Genomic DNA, 15,512 nt, shown 5'->3' on the forward strand with positions numbered 1-15,512 from the left:
AGGTGATGAAGTGATCGAACGTTTGCAGAATCAACTCCCGAATGTAGCAAGTGAAATAATTGAGCTGCAGAAAAGGAGTTACCCCATTGAAGCTAGACTTCTTGGGGTGAAGAAGCTGCCTCCGATGGCAGACACAGCCGAACAAATCGAGAATACAAAGGAAATGTTCTTTGGTTTTCGTGAAGGAGATAGACTCTTAGGAGTGATTGGCTGTGAAGAATTACAAGAAGTGAATGTGTTGGCGAGGCTAGCTGTTGATCCAGATTATTTACAGCAAGGAATCGCTTCCCAACTGCTTGAACATTTGCTGCAAGAAGTTTCACCCCCTTTAGAAGTCATGACCGGGAAAAGGAACACTCCTGCCATTGAATTATATACGAAATATGGTTTTAGTTATGAAGGCGATTCCGTGATGACGGACGAAGGTATTGAGTTAGTAAGGTTAATGAAAACGTAAGGCAATGGGGACCGTTCGAAAAAATCCGAGCGGTTTCTTTTTTTATGGAGACCGGCTTAGCTGTTGGAGATTTTGTGACAGGTGGCGAGAATCCAAGCAATCCGTGTTATACTTCTTTAGAGAAAGTACAGATTATAAGGGTAATAGAACGAGCAAGGAGGCAACGGAATGTCCGTTTCATACGATCAAATTTTGCAGAAAATGATGAAAGAAGTTCAAGAAGCGAGCCTTGGACAGAGCAATCCAGAGAAAGTGAAAGAACACGTGCGTGCTGTTAAATTATTGAGCGATCTGATTTTAGATGAACAAGGATCAGCATCTTCTTATTCACAGCCAACGCCACAACCATATATACAACCACAGAAAACGGTGGAATCACCAAAGCCTGCGCCGAAACCACAACCAGAAATCGACCATGAAGAGGCAAATGGGAACTCGTTATTTGATTTTTAAAGGGTAAATAGGGGGAGAGGAACATGAAAGTTTTTTTACTGTTAGGTGTTATTAACGGCTTTCTTGCTGTAGCATTGGGGGCCTTCGGAGCGCACGGCCTTGAGGGACGCATTTCGGAGAAAATGATTAAAACCTGGGAAAAAGCGGTGAACTATCAAATGTTCCACACGATGGCCTTACTCGTTGTGGGTCTTCTGTTCAACAAAGTGAGCGGAAATCTCGCATCAGCTGGTTGGGCTTTCTTTATAGGGATTCTTCTGTTCTCAGGTAGTTTGTACATTTATAGTTTGTCTTCCGTTAAACTATTTGCAATGATTACACCATTTGGAGGCGTAGCGTTTCTAGTAGGTTGGGTCCTGCTTGGTTATGCCGTTGTCCGCTACCTTTAAAAGTAGAGGACAGTCGAAAACACTAAAATAATGATGGCTCGTAAAGCTTGCTCCACAAAGATAGCAGTATTTCGTTGAGCGTAATGAGCCATCCCTTCAAAAACAAAACTAAACGCAAGCGTGTAAAACATGAGTAACGTCAAAATGGACCATCCATCTTTCGTAAGAGAAATAATGCCAATGACGATCGCCAATGCAAGCATCAAGTACTGCAATTGAGCGAACTTTTGAGACGGATGTTTCATAGCAAACGCTCCTTTTTCGTTTAGTAGAAAATGCGGCTGACCTTTTTTAGGTCAGCCGTCTTTTATTTAGTCCGACCCTGAAACGTGGTGGGGTTTACGTTTACTCGATCTGTTACCGCCTGTTACCGCCGTATGGGTAGGCGTAGTTGATTTCTTCAGGGAATGTAATGTAATCCAGGTAAACCATCAGGAGTAAGTATCGTAGCCCGGTTTCGGGATCGCTTAAAACGATATGATCACGACCTGCTGCTTCAATAATGCCTTTGAAGATTTTGGCATTCCAGTCTTCATTGTTTTCAAAGGTCATGTAAACGGTAGCTTGCTTGCCTTTATTTAAGCGTAATATGTTTTCAATATAGGATTCTTCCTCAAGAGGTAGGTTCCCGCCGTTTTGAGATGGGGGAAGTTGCTGGCCGCTTTGACTGCCTGGAGGCATTTGCCCCATGCCCATTTGGTTTTGATAGTAGGGGTACATCATGGGCTGCCCTTGCATGCCTTGTTGCATCCCCTGCATCGGATAGCCCCCGTATGAACCTTGACCACTACCTTGACCTGAACCATAAGAACCGCCTTGCTTTTGATTAGCCATATAAGTCTGCACTCCTTTCAGATTAGAAAACACTTTGATACTGAAAACATAGCGGTGCTCAGATGACAAGCTTTAGGGCGTTCGGTTCATTGAACAATAAAGGGTAAGAACCAGAATTATAGCGCTTGCCGAAACCGTGACTCTTCCCTCTTTGCTTCCACCTTCTAAGAGACCGCTAGTTGAAATAACAGGGCCGGGTTATGACCAGTTGTGAGGATTCGCGCGGTATCACCTTTCAAATCTCACAATCCTCTTAGGAACATGTTTATGTAAAATGGATTGAAGATATGAACAAAAAAAGACAGGGGTGAGTGAGGGACGGGGGAGGGGAGATTCATGATGGGAGGCTTTAGAAGTTGCTGGTGCGCAGAACTAAAGGCCTTTTTAGGTGTGGTTGAAATCAGGTCATAACAAAAGCCACCCTCCAGGTGCGAGTACCTGGAGGGTGGCTTTATTGGCTTGATTATATAGAAAGAAATGAAGCGATCTGGTCTTGTTTCAGAAGGTTTCCTACATAGAAGGAACCGAACTCACCGTAACGAGCGCTTACTTCGTCAAAGCGCATTTCGTACACAAGCTTCTTAAATTGAAGAACATCATGAGCGAATAAGGTAACGCCCCATTCCCAATCGTCAAAGCCTACTGAACCTGTGATGATTTGGCGAACTTTACCGGCATACTTTCTTCCAATCATACCGTGTGAATACATCAGTTTTCCGCGGTCTTCCATCGGAAGCATGTACCAGTTGTCATTGCCTTCACGACGCTTGTCCATCGGATAGAAGCAAATGTATTCCCATTTTGGAAGGATTGGCTTCAAGCGAGCTTGAAGTTCAGGATCTGTTTCTGGATCCTTTCCTCTTGCCATATACGTTGATAGCTCCACTACAGAAACATAAGAATAGGAAGGTTTCGTGTATTCAGCTAATTTGGTTTTATTAAATTCTGTTTCAATGGCATTTAATTCTTCCATTGTTGGGCGAAGAATCATTAAGATGAAATCGGCTTTTTGGCCAACAACTGTATAAAGAGCGTGGCTTCCTTCTTTATTCTGTTCTGTTTGGTTCCACTTTTCTAGAAGTTGGTGGAATTCTTCGATCGCAGACTCTCGCTCGTCGCTTGAGGCGTGCTTCCAAGAAGTCCAATCAATAGAACGAAGGTCATGTAAACAATACCAACCGTCTAAGGTTTCAACTGCTTCTGGCATGGACACTCTCTCCTTTATATCAATGAGTAATGAATTTTTTCTTCCGTTTTTTACTATAACATAACTTCTTTACAATATGGAAACGCTGAGAAGAGCAGCTGTGTGAGAGGAAAGATGCGAGGAGTATTCGTCTGAAAATAAAGAAATTTTGATAAGATTTCCTCTTTCCTTTCAATTACACACAAAAAGATTTATCATATAGTACAGATATGAACATGGAGGGATAACATAATGAGTAACTTGTTCGACTCTTTACGAGATAAATTATCAAACACAACGAAGCGCATCGTGCTTCCGGAGGGTTCTGATGAGCGTATTTTAGAAGCAGCTTCTAAGCTAGCTCAAGAAGGTACAATTACACCTGTACTAGTCGGTAAACCTGACGAATTGAAACAGAAAGCATCAGATTTGAACTTGGATCTTGGCAATGCTGACATTTTAGATCCGAATAACTACAGTGAATTTGACGCAATGGTAGCGAGCTTTGTTGAACGTCGTAAAGGAAAAGCGACAGAAGAAAAAGCCCGTGAGATCCTTAAAGACGAGAACTACTTCGGTACAATGCTTGTTTACATGGGAGAAGCAGACGGCCTTGTAAGTGGCGCAGCTCACTCTACAGCAGATACTGTACGCCCAGCTCTTCAAATCATCAAAACAAAACCAGGCATCAAGAAAACATCTGGTATCTTCATCATGGTGAAAGACGAAGAGAAATACGCATTTGCTGATTGTGCTATTAATATCTCTCCTGACAGCCAGGACCTAGCAGAAATTGCTCTAGCAAGCGCAGACACAGCGAAGCTATTCGACATCGACCCACGCGTTGCGATGCTAAGCTTCTCTACAAAAGGCTCTGCACAGTCTCCTGAAACGGAAAAAGTCACAGAAGCAGTTAAGCTTGCGAAGGAACAAAATCCTGAGCTTACACTAGACGGTGAGTTCCAATTCGACGCAGCATTTGTTCCATCTGTTGCTGAAAAGAAAGCACCAGGTTCTGAACTTAGTGGAGACGCGAACGTATTCGTATTCCCAAGCTTAGAAGCAGGAAACATTGGCTACAAAATCGCCCAACGCATGGGCGGATTCGACGCCGTAGGCCCGGTTCTTCAAGGTCTTAACCAACCCGTAAACGACCTATCCCGCGGCTGTAGCGCAGACGACGTATACAAACTATCCCTAATCACAGCAGCCCAATCTCTATAAGCAATCACGCACCAAAAAGAGGAAGCCGTCCGTGGCTTCCTCTTTTTTATGCGGATCTGTTTCCGTTACCTCTGGGGAGAGTAAGGTGGGTCGAGAAACTACTCCCTTTCCGCGGCCCTGCACGACGTGGGGTCGTTCGACGTTGTCACAGGACGTGACGGTCTTAGTCGAACTTCCTCTCTCCCTTAAAAGCCTCCTCGTTCCCTAGCCACCCTTGGCTGAATTTGCCCCAGGGTTGTGTGTTGGAAAAAGAGGTGAACGCTAAGTTTTTCTGATACACGTTTGGCTGGGTGTTTACGTTACTCCCAATATGACAAGGTGGTCCGAGAAATTGCGAGACTCCTGCGGCAGTAGGAGCCTAGGGGAGACCCCGGAGTGAGCGAAGCGAATGAGGAGGCTTCCCAGCTCGCCGCGGAAAGCGAGTGATTTCTCGGACCACCTTTCACTCCCCCTGGCAACGTAAACACCCCAAGACACCACTCCGCATTAGGAACTAATGTGGATAATAAGAAAGCACTGCGGGGCCTTATTTAAGGGAACGCAGTGCTTTCTCGTTGCGGGCAACCATTTGATCGAAACGCTTATCAAACCAGCCCATTTCAGTATCATCTAACGGCGTTGTGTCCACATGACCACTCAGGTTATAAAGAAGGTAAAGAATACGGTTTCGTACATCCTGCACCGTAATCTCCTTCCCAAACAGTTCAGAAAGAGAAGCCATCGTATCGGGCTCAATGGTAGGGTAGGAGAAGGTGGTCTCTTGATCATTTATGCCAATTTCATAAAACTGACGGATCAGTTCCGCTCGCTCCGAACCGCTTCCTTCTACACATAAATAAATTTGCACAGCACTACCATTTTTCACACGACGCTGAGAGATACCTGCAAATTTCTTACCATTGATACTTAAATCATACGTACCTGGGCAATATGAGCCTTTAATTTCAAAAGCCTCAATCGGATATCCCTCTTCTTCAAATAACCTCTGAATAAATGAAACCATCGCTTCATACCCGTCATGGATATCAACCTGTTTCGCATCAGGAAAGATAAAGGAAAGGTTCAAAACCCCAGCATCGAGCGCCACCGCTAACCCACCAGAGTTTCGCACAATTGCTTGATACCCTTTTTCACTTAAGAAGCTCAACCCTTCATCAATAGAAGGAAGGCGAGCGTCAGGAATGCCTAACACAACCGTTTGGTGATGGACCCACAACCGAGCCGTAACCGGAGATCGCCCCTGACCCACACTCATCGCTAACGCATCATCCGTTGCGAACGACTGAAGCGCAGAGAAAGTCGGACCGAGCTCACTTTGATCTATAAATCGATAGGAGTTGGTTTGTAGTAGTTCATGAATCTCTTGCATGATTGGTCTCCTTTACGTGCTAAACTAACAGAACTATTATACCAAAAATCCTCCCAGATGCATCATCCTGTTTCCGTTAGCTATAGTTGAGAGTGAGGTGGGGCGGGAAACCACTCCCTTTCCGCGGGCGAGTTGTCGAGCCTCCTCATTCGCCTACGCTCATTCCGGGGTCTCGTCGATCTCTTCTTCCCGCAGGAGTCTCGCGGTTTCCCGCCCAACCTCTTCAGTATTAGAATGAACGGAAACAAGTTATACGAGGGAAAGATCTGAGTCGATCAGCAAATACGTAGGTTCGTTCGCCTAAATATCGCAGGGGGTGGCTGGAGGACTGCGAGACTCCCGCGGGAAAAGGAGCCTATCTAGCTCTGGCGTGGAAGGTCTAGCGTGATAAGTCATCTTTTTTACAAAGGCTCATCGCCTTTTCCAAAAAGCTACCTTATCCGTACGACCTTGGGCACCACGCCTGCACTTTTAAACTAGGGGAGACCCCGGAGTGAGCGAAGCGAATGAGGAGGCTTCCCAGCTCCCCGCAGGAAAGCGAGTGGTCCTCCAGCCAGCCCAAGCACCTTTTATCGCAACGGACATCCCCAGCTTCACTAATTCGACAAATTACGGGGTTGTTCCTTAGGGGATCAACCTCTAAAATGGGGAAAGGATAAAAGAACGCCAGAATGGTTTATGAATTGGAAATTTTCGTATATAATAGAACAAATATTGTCGGGAATAGGAAGGGCAGAAAGTTATGGCGTATAAAGACGAAAAATTACACGAAGAAAAAGTATTTAAAGACCCTGTTCATCGGTATGTACACGTTCGAGACCGCGTCATTTGGGATCTGATAGGAACTCCTGAATTCCAGCGCCTACGTCGAGTTAAGCAGCTCGGAACGTCTTATACAACCTTCCACGGGGCAGAGCATAGTCGCTTTAATCATTCACTAGGGGTTTATGAAATTGTTCGCCGTATCATTACCAATTTCGAGAACCGCCCAAATTGGGATGAGGATGAGCGCTTATTATGCTTGGTCGCAGCTCTTCTTCACGATCTCGGTCATGGCCCGTTTTCCCATAGCTTTGAGAAAGTCTTTAAGTTGGATCACGAAGATTTTACAAGGAAGATTATCCTTGGAAACACAGGGGTAAACGCTATATTGAGAAGAGTGGATGACAATTTTCCCCATAAAGTGGCAGATGTCATTAATAAGACGTATGAAAATAAGCTTGTCGTTAGTCTGATTTCAAGCCAAATTGATGCTGATCGGATGGACTACTTGCAGCGTGATGCTTATTTTACCGGGGTAAGTTATGGTCATTTTGATATGGAGCGTATTCTTCGAGTGATGCGACCGATGGAAGATCAGGTCGTTGTGAAGGAAAGTGGGATGCATGCTGTCGAAGATTATATAATGAGCCGTTATCAGATGTATTGGCAAGTGTATTTCCACCCTGTAACAAGAAGTGCCGAGGTTATCCTCACGAAGATTTTACATAGAGCGAAAGAATTGTATGAAAACGAGTACTCGTTCTACCTGGAACCGTATCACTTTACGTCCTTTTTTGCAGGGGATGTGGACCTTCAGGAGTATTTAAAGCTAGATGAAAATGTTGTTATGTATTACTTCCAAATTTGGAAAGATGAGAAAGATCCGATCTTAAGCGATCTGTGTGCGCGCTTTGTGGATCGTCACTTATTCAAATACGTTGAATTTAACCCAAATCAGCAAATGAGTGAGTGGATGGAATTGCATAAGCTTTTCCAGAAAGCAGGGATTGATCCTGACTACTATCTCGTAGTAGACTCCTCGTCGGACCTTCCTTATGACTTTTACCGTCCTGGGGAAGAAGGAGAACGTTTACCGATCCATTTACTCAGACCAAACGGAGAATTAAAAGAGTTGTCAAGACAGTCAGACATCGTAGAATCCATTTCAGGAAAGAAACGTACAGATCACAAGCTATATTTCCCTAAAGATTTTATTGAAGGGTTATCCAACCGGAGTAAAACGAAGAAACGTATTTTGGAAATCTTGTACGGATAGGAGATGAGCCGTTGTGTTAAATAATCACGCCAAGCTGGTTCGGTTTTTTTCACAATGTGAAGAAGTTGTCGGCCGTAAACGACTACAGAAAATGATTTATATTTTAAAGAAAGCAGGGTACCCGTTTGAAGAGCGCTATGAGTTTCACTTCTACGGGCCTTACTCTGAGGAACTTACGCTACGCGTGGAGGAGTTGTGTAACCTTGGTTTTCTTTCAGAAACGCATGAGAAGAAGAGCAACTACCACCAGTATCGCTATAGTTTAACAGAGGGCGGAGAAGAGTTTCTAACTCACTATAAGGACATGCCTCTAGAGGATATGACCGAGCACATTCACAATATGAATGAGGAAAGCTCCCGTTTCCTAGAGCTCGTTTCAACCATGCTTTACTTTGACCAGTTATCCCGCGAAGAATGCGAAGAAAAAGTAAGAGCTGTAAAGAAAAAGATGAATTATACAGACGAAGAACTCGAGCAAGCCTGGAGCTTCATCAACCGACTTCTAAACTAATCAAACCCTTGCCATCGCAAGGGTCTTTTTTTATGCGTTGAAGCACTAAAGGGTGTCAGACACCGTTTAGTGCTTTAGGGCAGTAACGCGTGTCTGGCACCATTCAGCGCTTTAGAGCACTGATGCGTGTCTGGCACCCTGCATTGCTTTAGTGGGAGTGGGTGGATGTGTTAGAATAAGGGAATAAATGATTTCGTGTAGGAAGAAGGAGGATCACGCGATGAGTTCAAATGATCAGTCTACAAATAAAAAGAAGAATCAGTTCACGATTTTAAAAGATGACTCGACGGATGGTCATGGTGGATATGGTGTAGGTTCAATCAGTTTAGAGAACATGTCCCCTGTTATGATTGACCCAACCGAAGGAGAAGCTTACATTGATATGGGTGCGATGCACGCACGCAGTAAGCTTGAGAAAAGAATTAAATTTAAGCCAGACCGTGAAATTGCTCCAAATGGCAAAACGTTTTGGATTGTGTGGGTGACGGTTGCTCATAACGAGGACGGTCCTTATTATGCAGGCGTAACAGGTTGTGAAATGGTCATTGACCATGAAACGAGACGTGGTTATAAATCACTTCCGGAGCACGTGAATAATATGGATAAATCTCTGAAAAGTAAAATCATCGTAGAGAATATGGATGAACCATCGAAGAAACTTCTTGGAGACTTCTTGCGTTCTCATAACGAACAAATGTGGGCAAATTCCTCAGATGAATTGAAGGCAGCCCTTCCGGATCAGCAGTAGAAATTGTGACTAGAATTTGAATAATGTTTGAAAATCTTGAGTATTTTGAGATAAATTTGTAAAATATGAATCACATGGGTATTACACATGTTTACTAGGACACAGAAAAAGGTCGGCTCACACAGCCGACCTTTTTCTATATTAAAAGAATAAATCATAGAGCCAGCTCTTCTTTTCTTTCTCTTGATCAGAATTCGGTGGCTTCGGTAAACTCCCCTCAGGTGCATCACCTGGGAAGTGGTGTTCACAATAAGTCGTTGGCTCAGAGCCTTCTTCGAAGTAGGCAAGGCGCTGATGTGGGCAGTAAGGAGTAGCCAGTTGCCCGCTGTCCGGATCAATATAGACGCCCACTACACCATCAGATGGGGCAAAGGTTTTGTAAGGATGTTCCTGATGAACGGCCTCCATGTAGGACGCCCAGATGTCTTTTGCATACTGGTGATCCTCCACTTTCTCGATCGGTTCATTATCGTCATAGCCTGTCCAAATCCCAGTTGCTACCTGAGGACTGAAACCGATCATCCAACTGTCCGTCTTCGTGGTTCCTGACTTACCCGCATAGGTGCGTGATAGCTGATCGGCAATGGATGACCCTGTCACCTTCATATAGTCATTCAGAGATTCATCGAACATTCCAGTCATTAAATGCGCCAATACAAACGCCTTATCATGATCGATGACTTGTTTCTTATCTCCTTGCTTGCGTTCATAAACGACGTGCCCATATGCGTCAGTGATTTTCTCAATCGTATGAGGCTTCACTGCAACCCCGCCGTTTGCAAACAAACTGTAGGCGCCCACCATCTCTTGTACAGACACAGAAGCGGTTCCAAGGGCAAGGGAAGGGACGGCCGGAAGATCGCTTGAGATCCCCATGCGGTGTGCGGTCTCGACAAGTGTTTCTTCTCCAAGGAACACATTCGTTTTCACAGCGTAAACATTGTCTGATAAAGCAATAGCTTGAGCGAGTGTAATCGGCTCATAAGCATAATAACCATTGTAGTTACTCGGTTCGTAGACCGTTCCATCTTCTAATTCAAAATAGGTCGGTTTACTGAGAAGCGTCGTAGCAGGTGTATAGCCATTTTCAAGGGCTGCGTAGTAAAGGAACGGCTTAAACGTTGACCCTGGCATCCGCTTCGCTTGCACAGCACGGTTATAAGGACTCTCAGAATAAGATCGCCCCCCAACCATCGCCAGAATCCCACCCGTTTCCGGATTCATACTGACAGCCCCAATTTGAATATCAGATCGCTCATCAATTTTCTCTCTCACGGACTTCTCGAGCTCTTCTTGCATCGAAACTTTGAGACTGGTGTAGATGTGGTAGCCCCCAGAACGAATCGACTCCGCATCAAGATCAAGTATAGAAGAGGCCTCTTGCATCACGCGGTCTTGGAAATACGGAGCCACTTGGGCAACCACTTTCTCAGATCGAGGAGCGAGACGGATTGAAGCATTCTTAGCACTCGCATACTCCTGTTCTGAGATCACTTGCTTCTCTTTCATATGTTGCAAGATCAGGTTTTGACGTGCTTTTGCGTTCTCAAGATGGGTATACGGAGAGTAATAAGAAGGTCCCTTCGGAATGGACGTGAGAAGGGCTGCTTCAGAAAGCGTAATCTCTGAAGCATGTTTGTCGAAATAAAACCGACTCGCTGCCTCGATTCCGTACGCACCATGACCATAGTAAATCGTATTTAAATAGCCTTCTAAAATCTCATCCTTATCGTAAAACATCTCGAGTCTTGCAGCATAGAGCGCCTCTTTAATTTTACGCGTCCATGTCTTCTCGTGGGATAAGTACAGGTTCCGAGCATATTGCTGTGTAATGGTACTCGCTCCCTGGACTTTCGCCATCGCTTTAATATCCTGGATCACGGCCGCTGCAATTCGTTTTACGTCAAAACCGAAATGATCGTAGAAACGTTTATCTTCTGTTAGAAGAGTAGCTTGAATAAAGGCTGGATTCATTTCATCGAGCTCGATCCAGTAGCGATTTTCACCCCCGTGCTCCACACCAATTACACTCTCATCCTGTGCATAAAAGATCGTGTTTTGTTCATTCTTTAGGGGTGGTGGACCAGCCACGTAACAATATAAAAACACCCCTATCAAACTGGTAATGAAAAGGGTTATAAGAGAAGCGGCGGATAGACTGAGCCACTTTATGGGTTTATTTTTATAAAAAATCTGAGGTATTCGTAGTTTCATGGAACGATCTCCCCTCATAGATAGACGAACCTGTTTTTACAAATCAGTATAGGTAAGGGGAGAGGGTTTTAAACATTCAGGCACTGAGAACGGGAAAAAGACTTGATTTTTTCGCTAGCTTCTCTATAATTTGATTGTTTGAAAGATTTTCTTCCGTGAAAGAAAGTAGAAAGCAGGTACAACCGAGAGGGTTATCGAATGGTATAATGTTAAGGACTTTCTATGAAACGGCTTAAATGCCTTTTATCATAACGGTTTACGAAAGGAGTAAGAATAAATGAGCATTTGGTATACAGAGAAGCAAACAGAAAACTTCGGCATTACGACGAAGATTAATAAAACACATCATACAGAGAAGACTGAATTCCAAGAACTAGCTATGCTTGAAACAGAAGAGTGGGGGAACATGTTAACCCTTGATGATATGGTTATGACGACAGAACGTGATGAATTTGTCTATCACGAAATGGTTGCGCACGTTCCGTTATTTACTCACCCTAACCCTAAGGACGTTCTTGTTGTGGGAGGGGGCGACGGCGGCGTCATTCGCGAGGTCCTTAAGCACCCGAGTGTTGAGAAAGCTACCCTTGTAGAAATTGATGGGAAGGTTATTGAATACTCTAAGCAATACCTTCCGTCTATCGCGGGTACCCTTGATGATCCTCGTGTGGAAGTGAAGGTTGATGATGGTTTCATGCACATCGCAAAGAGCGAAGGCGCTTATGACGTCATCATGGTGGATTCAACAGAACCAGTAGGTCCGGCAGTGAACTTGTTCACGAAAGGATTCTACTCCGGTATTTCCAATGCATTAAAAGAAGACGGGATTTTCGTTGCCCAAACAGACAACCCTTGGTTCAAAGCAGATTTAATTCAGCAGGTGATGAGCGATGTTCGTGAAATCTTCCCGATCACTCGTTTATATACAGCTAACATCCCGACGTACCCAAGCGGCCTCTGGACGTTCACAATCGGAAGTAAATCATATGATCCGTTAGAAGTGAGTGAAGCGCGCTTCCACGAAATCGATACGAAATACTATACGAAAGAGCTTCATAAGGCAGCGTTCGTGCTTCCGAAGTTCGTACAAGACTTAACGAAGTAAGGGGGAGAGATCATGCGCTTTGACGAAGCCTATTCTGGTAAAGTATTTATTATGAGTCGCCCGACAGCCGAAGAGTCAGACGTTATTCTCTTTGGTATGCCGATGGACTGGACGGTTAGTTTCCGACCAGGCTCACGCTTTGGCCCGAACCGAATTCGGGAAGCGTCACTTGGACTTGAAGAGTATAGTCCTTATGCCGATAAACACCTTGAAGAAGTCGCTTACTTTGATGCAGGAGATATTCCTTTGCCATTTGGAAATCCGCAGCGAAGCATTGATATGATTCAGGATTACGTGACCACCATTCTAGATCAGGGGAAATTCCCTCTAGGAATGGGTGGGGAGCATCTGGTCACTTGGCCGATTATCCAAGCCTTCCATGAGAAGTACAGCGATATGGCCTTCATTCACATCGATGCCCACGCAGATCTTAGAGAAGAATACGAAGGCGAAGCATTGTCTCACTCTACTCCAGTAAGAAAGATTTGTGAGTTGATCGGACCTGAGAATGTATATTCCTTTGGCATTCGTTCTGGTATGCGCGAAGAGTTTCAATATGCGAAAGAAAGCGGCATGCACATGTCTAAGTTTGAGGTCGCAGAGCCTTTGAAGAAAGTATTGCCGACGCTATCAGGACGTAACGTCTATGTGACGATCGATATCGATGTCCTTGACCCAGCTTACGCACCTGGAACAGGAACAGCAGAAGCAGGGGGCATCTCTTCTAAAGAGTTGCTTGAATCCATCCGTATGATTGCCGATTCAGATCTTAACATCATCGGTGCTGACCTTGTAGAAGTAGCACCCGCCTATGACCCATCCGAACAAACCCAAATCACAGCCAGCAAAATGATCCGTGAAATCCTGCTAGGCTGGACCAAATAAACCAACGCCCCTACCCATAAGTAGGGGCTTTTCCTTTAGTAGGATAAAGCGTGCCAGACACCCTGCGTCGCTCTGCTGTATTAAAGGGTGTCAGACACGCTGTGGTGCTTCACATCAGTAAAGCAAGCTTATAATTTATTAGTCTTTTTTCTTGATAGTCTTGCTGATCTGTGAAAAAATGGTTTTTGTGTAAAGGTACGAAAGTAAAGTGTAGCTTGTGGATTCGGCGATAAAGGAAGTGGAGAGATGGATGAGAGCGTAAATGTTGAAGCCATTATTAGCCCTTTTCAGCAGCCGGAAGAGGCGCCGATTTTTGCTGTATATAAAGTTTTGTCACGTCAGTATGAGCGATCCCAAGTACTAGAGTGTATGAAACACTTTTGTCTTGAATCGAGAAATGAAGATAACCAGCGTAAAGGGCTGGAATTTCTATACATAATAGGGTTTCGGGAAGCATGTGAGAAACTGATCAAGATTAACGAAGCTAGTTCGAATCCAATCAACCAACAGTGGGGACGTGTCTATCGAATCGTGTTAGAACGGAAGACCCATTATAATGATCCGAATGAAATTTTGCTGGAATTAAGCCGCATTAAACCACTGAACAAAGAAATAAATGTGATCATGCTGTTCTTAAAATTATATGCCCATGTAGACCTGAATCAGTATGGCAAGATGGGCAATGATGTGGAAGCTATTACAGAGGAAATGTTACACATACGTGATTCATTCCTCCTGCTCTGTTACGAGGAGCGATTGGATGAAGTCTTTTTCGTTTATCATCTATCCAAGAATGAACTTCTGTTAGGGCGCAAATATGCCTTTAAAGTATTAAATAAAACCTTTAACCCTGACAAGAAATCCTTTGTTCACAACTACCTTGCCATTAGTTACGTTCTAGAAAGCTATCAACATGCGATGTATCACGCGAACGAAGCGATGCGAATAGCAGAAGAAGCAGGGGACTATAGGTATGTAGAGAGTGTCAAAAACCATAATATTCCGTTTCTTTCAGCAGTGAATGGGGTTTACGAAGGGATTACGACAAGCGATAAATCGGAACAGGCTCATTTAGCAGTTGCCAGAGGAGATGTCCAGACCGCCATTGATATCCTCTCACCTATTCAAGACCGAAGCCCTTTCCAAGATTATTACTTAGGAAAAGCGTTGAAAGATAAAGAGCTTCTCACAAAATCCCACCAAGCCTTTATCAGGCAGGGGCATTACATGTTCGCGAAGATCCCATTGAGTGAACTGAAGAAGCTGTAAAAAAAATAGAGAATGAAATAGGAAATTTTTATGGAAGACTCGGTTGTTAGCGGGTCTTTTTTTGTTGGGAGAATGGGCGAGAGTGTCGGAACTGCTGACAAAGTATCAGGACGAGTGGTGAAGGTGTCCTGATGGTTGGGGAAAGTGTCACTACAAAAGTGAAATGTGGCGGAACAAAGCCAAAATACGTCAGAACAACAAGGAAACGTGTCGGGATGAGGAGGTTTGGTACCCAAAAGAGTCTGAATGCGTTCCAGAAGCGTCGGGACGCCCCGCTCCTTCTCTATTGAAGTAAGTCGCCTGCACTTTTCTGGATCCAGTTCCGCCCACACGACGTCGGGTCGTTCGACGTTGCCACAGGACGTGGCGAACTTAGTCGAACTTCCTCTTTACCTGACCCCGTCTCCACTTTTCCTGATCCAGTTCCGGCGGGGAGGGGCTAGCGAGATAAGCAATCTAACTGCAGTGGCTAACGCCACTTCCGTTATTTTGCTTATCCGTACGCCCCTAACCACCCCGCCTGCCCTTTTCCTGATCCAGTTCCGGCGGGGAGGGGCTAGCGAGATAAGCAATCTAACTGCAGTGGCTAACGCCACTTCCGTTATTTTGCTTATCCGTACGCCCCTAACCACCCCGCCTGCCCTTTTCCTGATCCAGTTCCGGCGGGGAGGGGCTAGCGAGATAAGCAATCTAACTGCAGTGGCTAACGCCACTTCCGGCATCTTGCTTATCCGTACGCCCCTGACCACCCCGCCTGCACTTTTCCTGATCCAGTTCCGGGGGCTAGAGGCTAGCGAGATAAGTCATCTTTTTTCCAAAGGCTAACGCCT

At 44.8% G+C, this 15,512-nt stretch carries 15 protein-coding genes; 10 read left to right on the plus strand and 5 right to left on the minus strand.

The genetic code is table 11. The features are described from left to right. Nucleotides 1-10 precede the first annotated feature (10 nt). The 3 genes from LQ226_RS09645 to LQ226_RS09655 all read left to right on the plus strand — a co-directional run bounded on the left by LQ226_RS09645 (nt 11) and on the right by LQ226_RS09655 (nt 1,299). Nucleotides 11-457 carry a GNAT family N-acetyltransferase gene (locus LQ226_RS09645; protein WP_231417686.1) on the plus strand — a complete coding sequence of 149 codons (447 nt, stop codon included), beginning with the start codon at nt 11-13 and terminating at the stop codon, nt 455-457. 168 nt (nt 458-625) lie between these two features. Further along, nucleotides 626-910, plus strand: a complete 285-nt coding sequence (locus LQ226_RS09650; RefSeq protein WP_231417687.1) for a YwdI family protein — start codon at nt 626-628, stop codon at nt 908-910. Between the two features lie 23 nt (nt 911-933). After that, nucleotides 934-1,299, plus strand: a complete 366-nt coding sequence (locus LQ226_RS09655; protein WP_231417688.1) for a DUF423 domain-containing protein — start codon at nt 934-936, stop codon at nt 1,297-1,299. Here LQ226_RS09655 and LQ226_RS09660 read toward each other — a convergent pair. The 3 genes from LQ226_RS09660 to hemQ form a co-directional block, all read right to left on the minus strand. Beyond that, nucleotides 1,296-1,544: a hypothetical protein gene (locus LQ226_RS09660; RefSeq protein WP_231417689.1), complete on the minus strand. Its 249-nt coding sequence runs from the start codon at nt 1,542-1,544 to the stop codon at nt 1,296-1,298. The genes LQ226_RS09655 and LQ226_RS09660 overlap by 4 nt on opposite strands. A gap of 112 nt (nt 1,545-1,656) precedes the next feature. Then, complete coding sequence (gerQ, locus tag LQ226_RS09665) at nt 1,657-2,133, minus strand: spore coat protein GerQ (protein WP_231417690.1); 477 nt, start codon at nt 2,131-2,133, stop codon at nt 1,657-1,659. Between the two features lie 463 nt (nt 2,134-2,596). Continuing rightward, the gene (hemQ, locus tag LQ226_RS09670) at nt 2,597-3,340 is read right to left on the minus strand and encodes a hydrogen peroxide-dependent heme synthase (protein WP_231417691.1); all 744 of its coding nucleotides are present in this window, start codon (nt 3,338-3,340) and stop codon (nt 2,597-2,599) included. A 231-nt stretch (nt 3,341-3,571) separates the two neighbouring features. Here hemQ and pta point away from each other — a divergent pair, with 231 nt between their 5' ends. Beyond that, on the plus strand, nt 3,572-4,543 hold the full coding sequence (gene pta / locus LQ226_RS09675) for a phosphate acetyltransferase (protein ID WP_231417692.1): 972 nt from the start codon (nt 3,572-3,574) through the stop codon (nt 4,541-4,543). 526 nt (nt 4,544-5,069) lie between these two features. Here pta and lipL read toward each other — a convergent pair. Continuing rightward, nucleotides 5,070-5,912, minus strand: a complete 843-nt coding sequence (lipL, locus tag LQ226_RS09680; RefSeq protein ID WP_231417693.1) for an octanoyl-[GcvH]:protein N-octanoyltransferase — start codon at nt 5,910-5,912, stop codon at nt 5,070-5,072. 742 nt (nt 5,913-6,654) lie between these two features. Here lipL and LQ226_RS09685 point away from each other — a divergent pair. From LQ226_RS09685 to LQ226_RS09695, 3 genes are all read left to right on the plus strand, one after another. After that, nucleotides 6,655-7,950 (plus strand): HD domain-containing protein, encoded by a 1,296-nt coding sequence (locus LQ226_RS09685; protein WP_231417694.1) that lies wholly within the window; start codon nt 6,655-6,657, stop codon nt 7,948-7,950. Between the two features lie 13 nt (nt 7,951-7,963). Further along, complete coding sequence (locus LQ226_RS09690) at nt 7,964-8,461, plus strand: YwgA family protein (RefSeq protein WP_231417695.1); 498 nt, start codon at nt 7,964-7,966, stop codon at nt 8,459-8,461. A gap of 220 nt (nt 8,462-8,681) precedes the next feature. Next, nucleotides 8,682-9,209, plus strand: coding sequence for a YwhD family protein (locus LQ226_RS09695; RefSeq protein ID WP_231417696.1), 528 nt, complete (start codon nt 8,682-8,684; stop codon nt 9,207-9,209). A 141-nt stretch (nt 9,210-9,350) separates the two neighbouring features. On the opposite strand, the gene LQ226_RS09700 is transcribed toward LQ226_RS09695, so the two are convergent. Next, the gene (locus tag LQ226_RS09700; protein WP_255688438.1) at nt 9,351-11,423 is read right to left on the minus strand and encodes a transglycosylase domain-containing protein; all 2,073 of its coding nucleotides are present in this window, start codon (nt 11,421-11,423) and stop codon (nt 9,351-9,353) included. 277 nt (nt 11,424-11,700) lie between these two features. On the opposite strand from LQ226_RS09700, the gene speE reads away from it, so the two are divergent. From speE to LQ226_RS09715, 3 genes are all read left to right on the plus strand, one after another. Next, nucleotides 11,701-12,528, plus strand: coding sequence for a spermidine synthase (gene speE / locus LQ226_RS09705; RefSeq protein WP_231417698.1), 828 nt, complete (start codon nt 11,701-11,703; stop codon nt 12,526-12,528). 12 nt (nt 12,529-12,540) lie between these two features. Beyond that, entirely contained in the window at nt 12,541-13,413 is an 873-nt protein-coding gene (speB, locus tag LQ226_RS09710; RefSeq protein ID WP_231417699.1) for an agmatinase, read from the plus strand. 246 nt (nt 13,414-13,659) lie between these two features. Then, on the plus strand, nt 13,660-14,682 hold the full coding sequence (locus tag LQ226_RS09715) for an AimR family lysis-lysogeny pheromone receptor (protein WP_231417700.1): 1,023 nt from the start codon (nt 13,660-13,662) through the stop codon (nt 14,680-14,682). Nucleotides 14,683-15,512: the final 830 nt, after the last annotated feature.

It is taken from the genome of Pontibacillus sp. HN14 (genome assembly GCF_021129245.1).
Taxonomy (GTDB): domain Bacteria; phylum Bacillota; class Bacilli; order Bacillales; family BH030062; genus Pontibacillus.

Excerpts from the sequence above, each read along its gene's own strand:
- LQ226_RS09650 (WP_231417687.1), top strand. The coding sequence starts at position 626 with ATGTCCGTTTCATACGATCAAATTTTGCAGAAAATGATGAAAGAAGTT.
- LQ226_RS09655 (WP_231417688.1), top strand. The coding sequence starts at position 934 with ATGAAAGTTTTTTTACTGTTAGGTGTTATTAACGGCTTTCTTGCTGTA.
- LQ226_RS09660 (WP_231417689.1), bottom strand. The coding sequence starts at position 1,544 with ATGAAACATCCGTCTCAAAAGTTCGCTCAATTGCAGTACTTGATGCTT.
- gerQ (WP_231417690.1), bottom strand. The coding sequence starts at position 2,133 with ATGGCTAATCAAAAGCAAGGCGGTTCTTATGGTTCAGGTCAAGGTAGT.
- hemQ (WP_231417691.1), bottom strand. The coding sequence starts at position 3,340 with ATGCCAGAAGCAGTTGAAACCTTAGACGGTTGGTATTGTTTACATGAC.
- pta (WP_231417692.1), top strand. The coding sequence starts at position 3,572 with ATGAGTAACTTGTTCGACTCTTTACGAGATAAATTATCAAACACAACG.
- lipL (WP_231417693.1), bottom strand. The coding sequence starts at position 5,912 with ATGCAAGAGATTCATGAACTACTACAAACCAACTCCTATCGATTTATA.
- LQ226_RS09685 (WP_231417694.1), top strand. The coding sequence starts at position 6,655 with ATGGCGTATAAAGACGAAAAATTACACGAAGAAAAAGTATTTAAAGAC.
- LQ226_RS09695 (WP_231417696.1), top strand. The coding sequence starts at position 8,682 with ATGAGTTCAAATGATCAGTCTACAAATAAAAAGAAGAATCAGTTCACG.
- LQ226_RS09700 (WP_255688438.1), bottom strand. The coding sequence starts at position 11,423 with ATGAAACTACGAATACCTCAGATTTTTTATAAAAATAAACCCATAAAG.
- speE (WP_231417698.1), top strand. The coding sequence starts at position 11,701 with ATGAGCATTTGGTATACAGAGAAGCAAACAGAAAACTTCGGCATTACG.
- speB (WP_231417699.1), top strand. The coding sequence starts at position 12,541 with ATGCGCTTTGACGAAGCCTATTCTGGTAAAGTATTTATTATGAGTCGC.
- LQ226_RS09715 (WP_231417700.1), top strand. The coding sequence starts at position 13,660 with ATGGATGAGAGCGTAAATGTTGAAGCCATTATTAGCCCTTTTCAGCAG.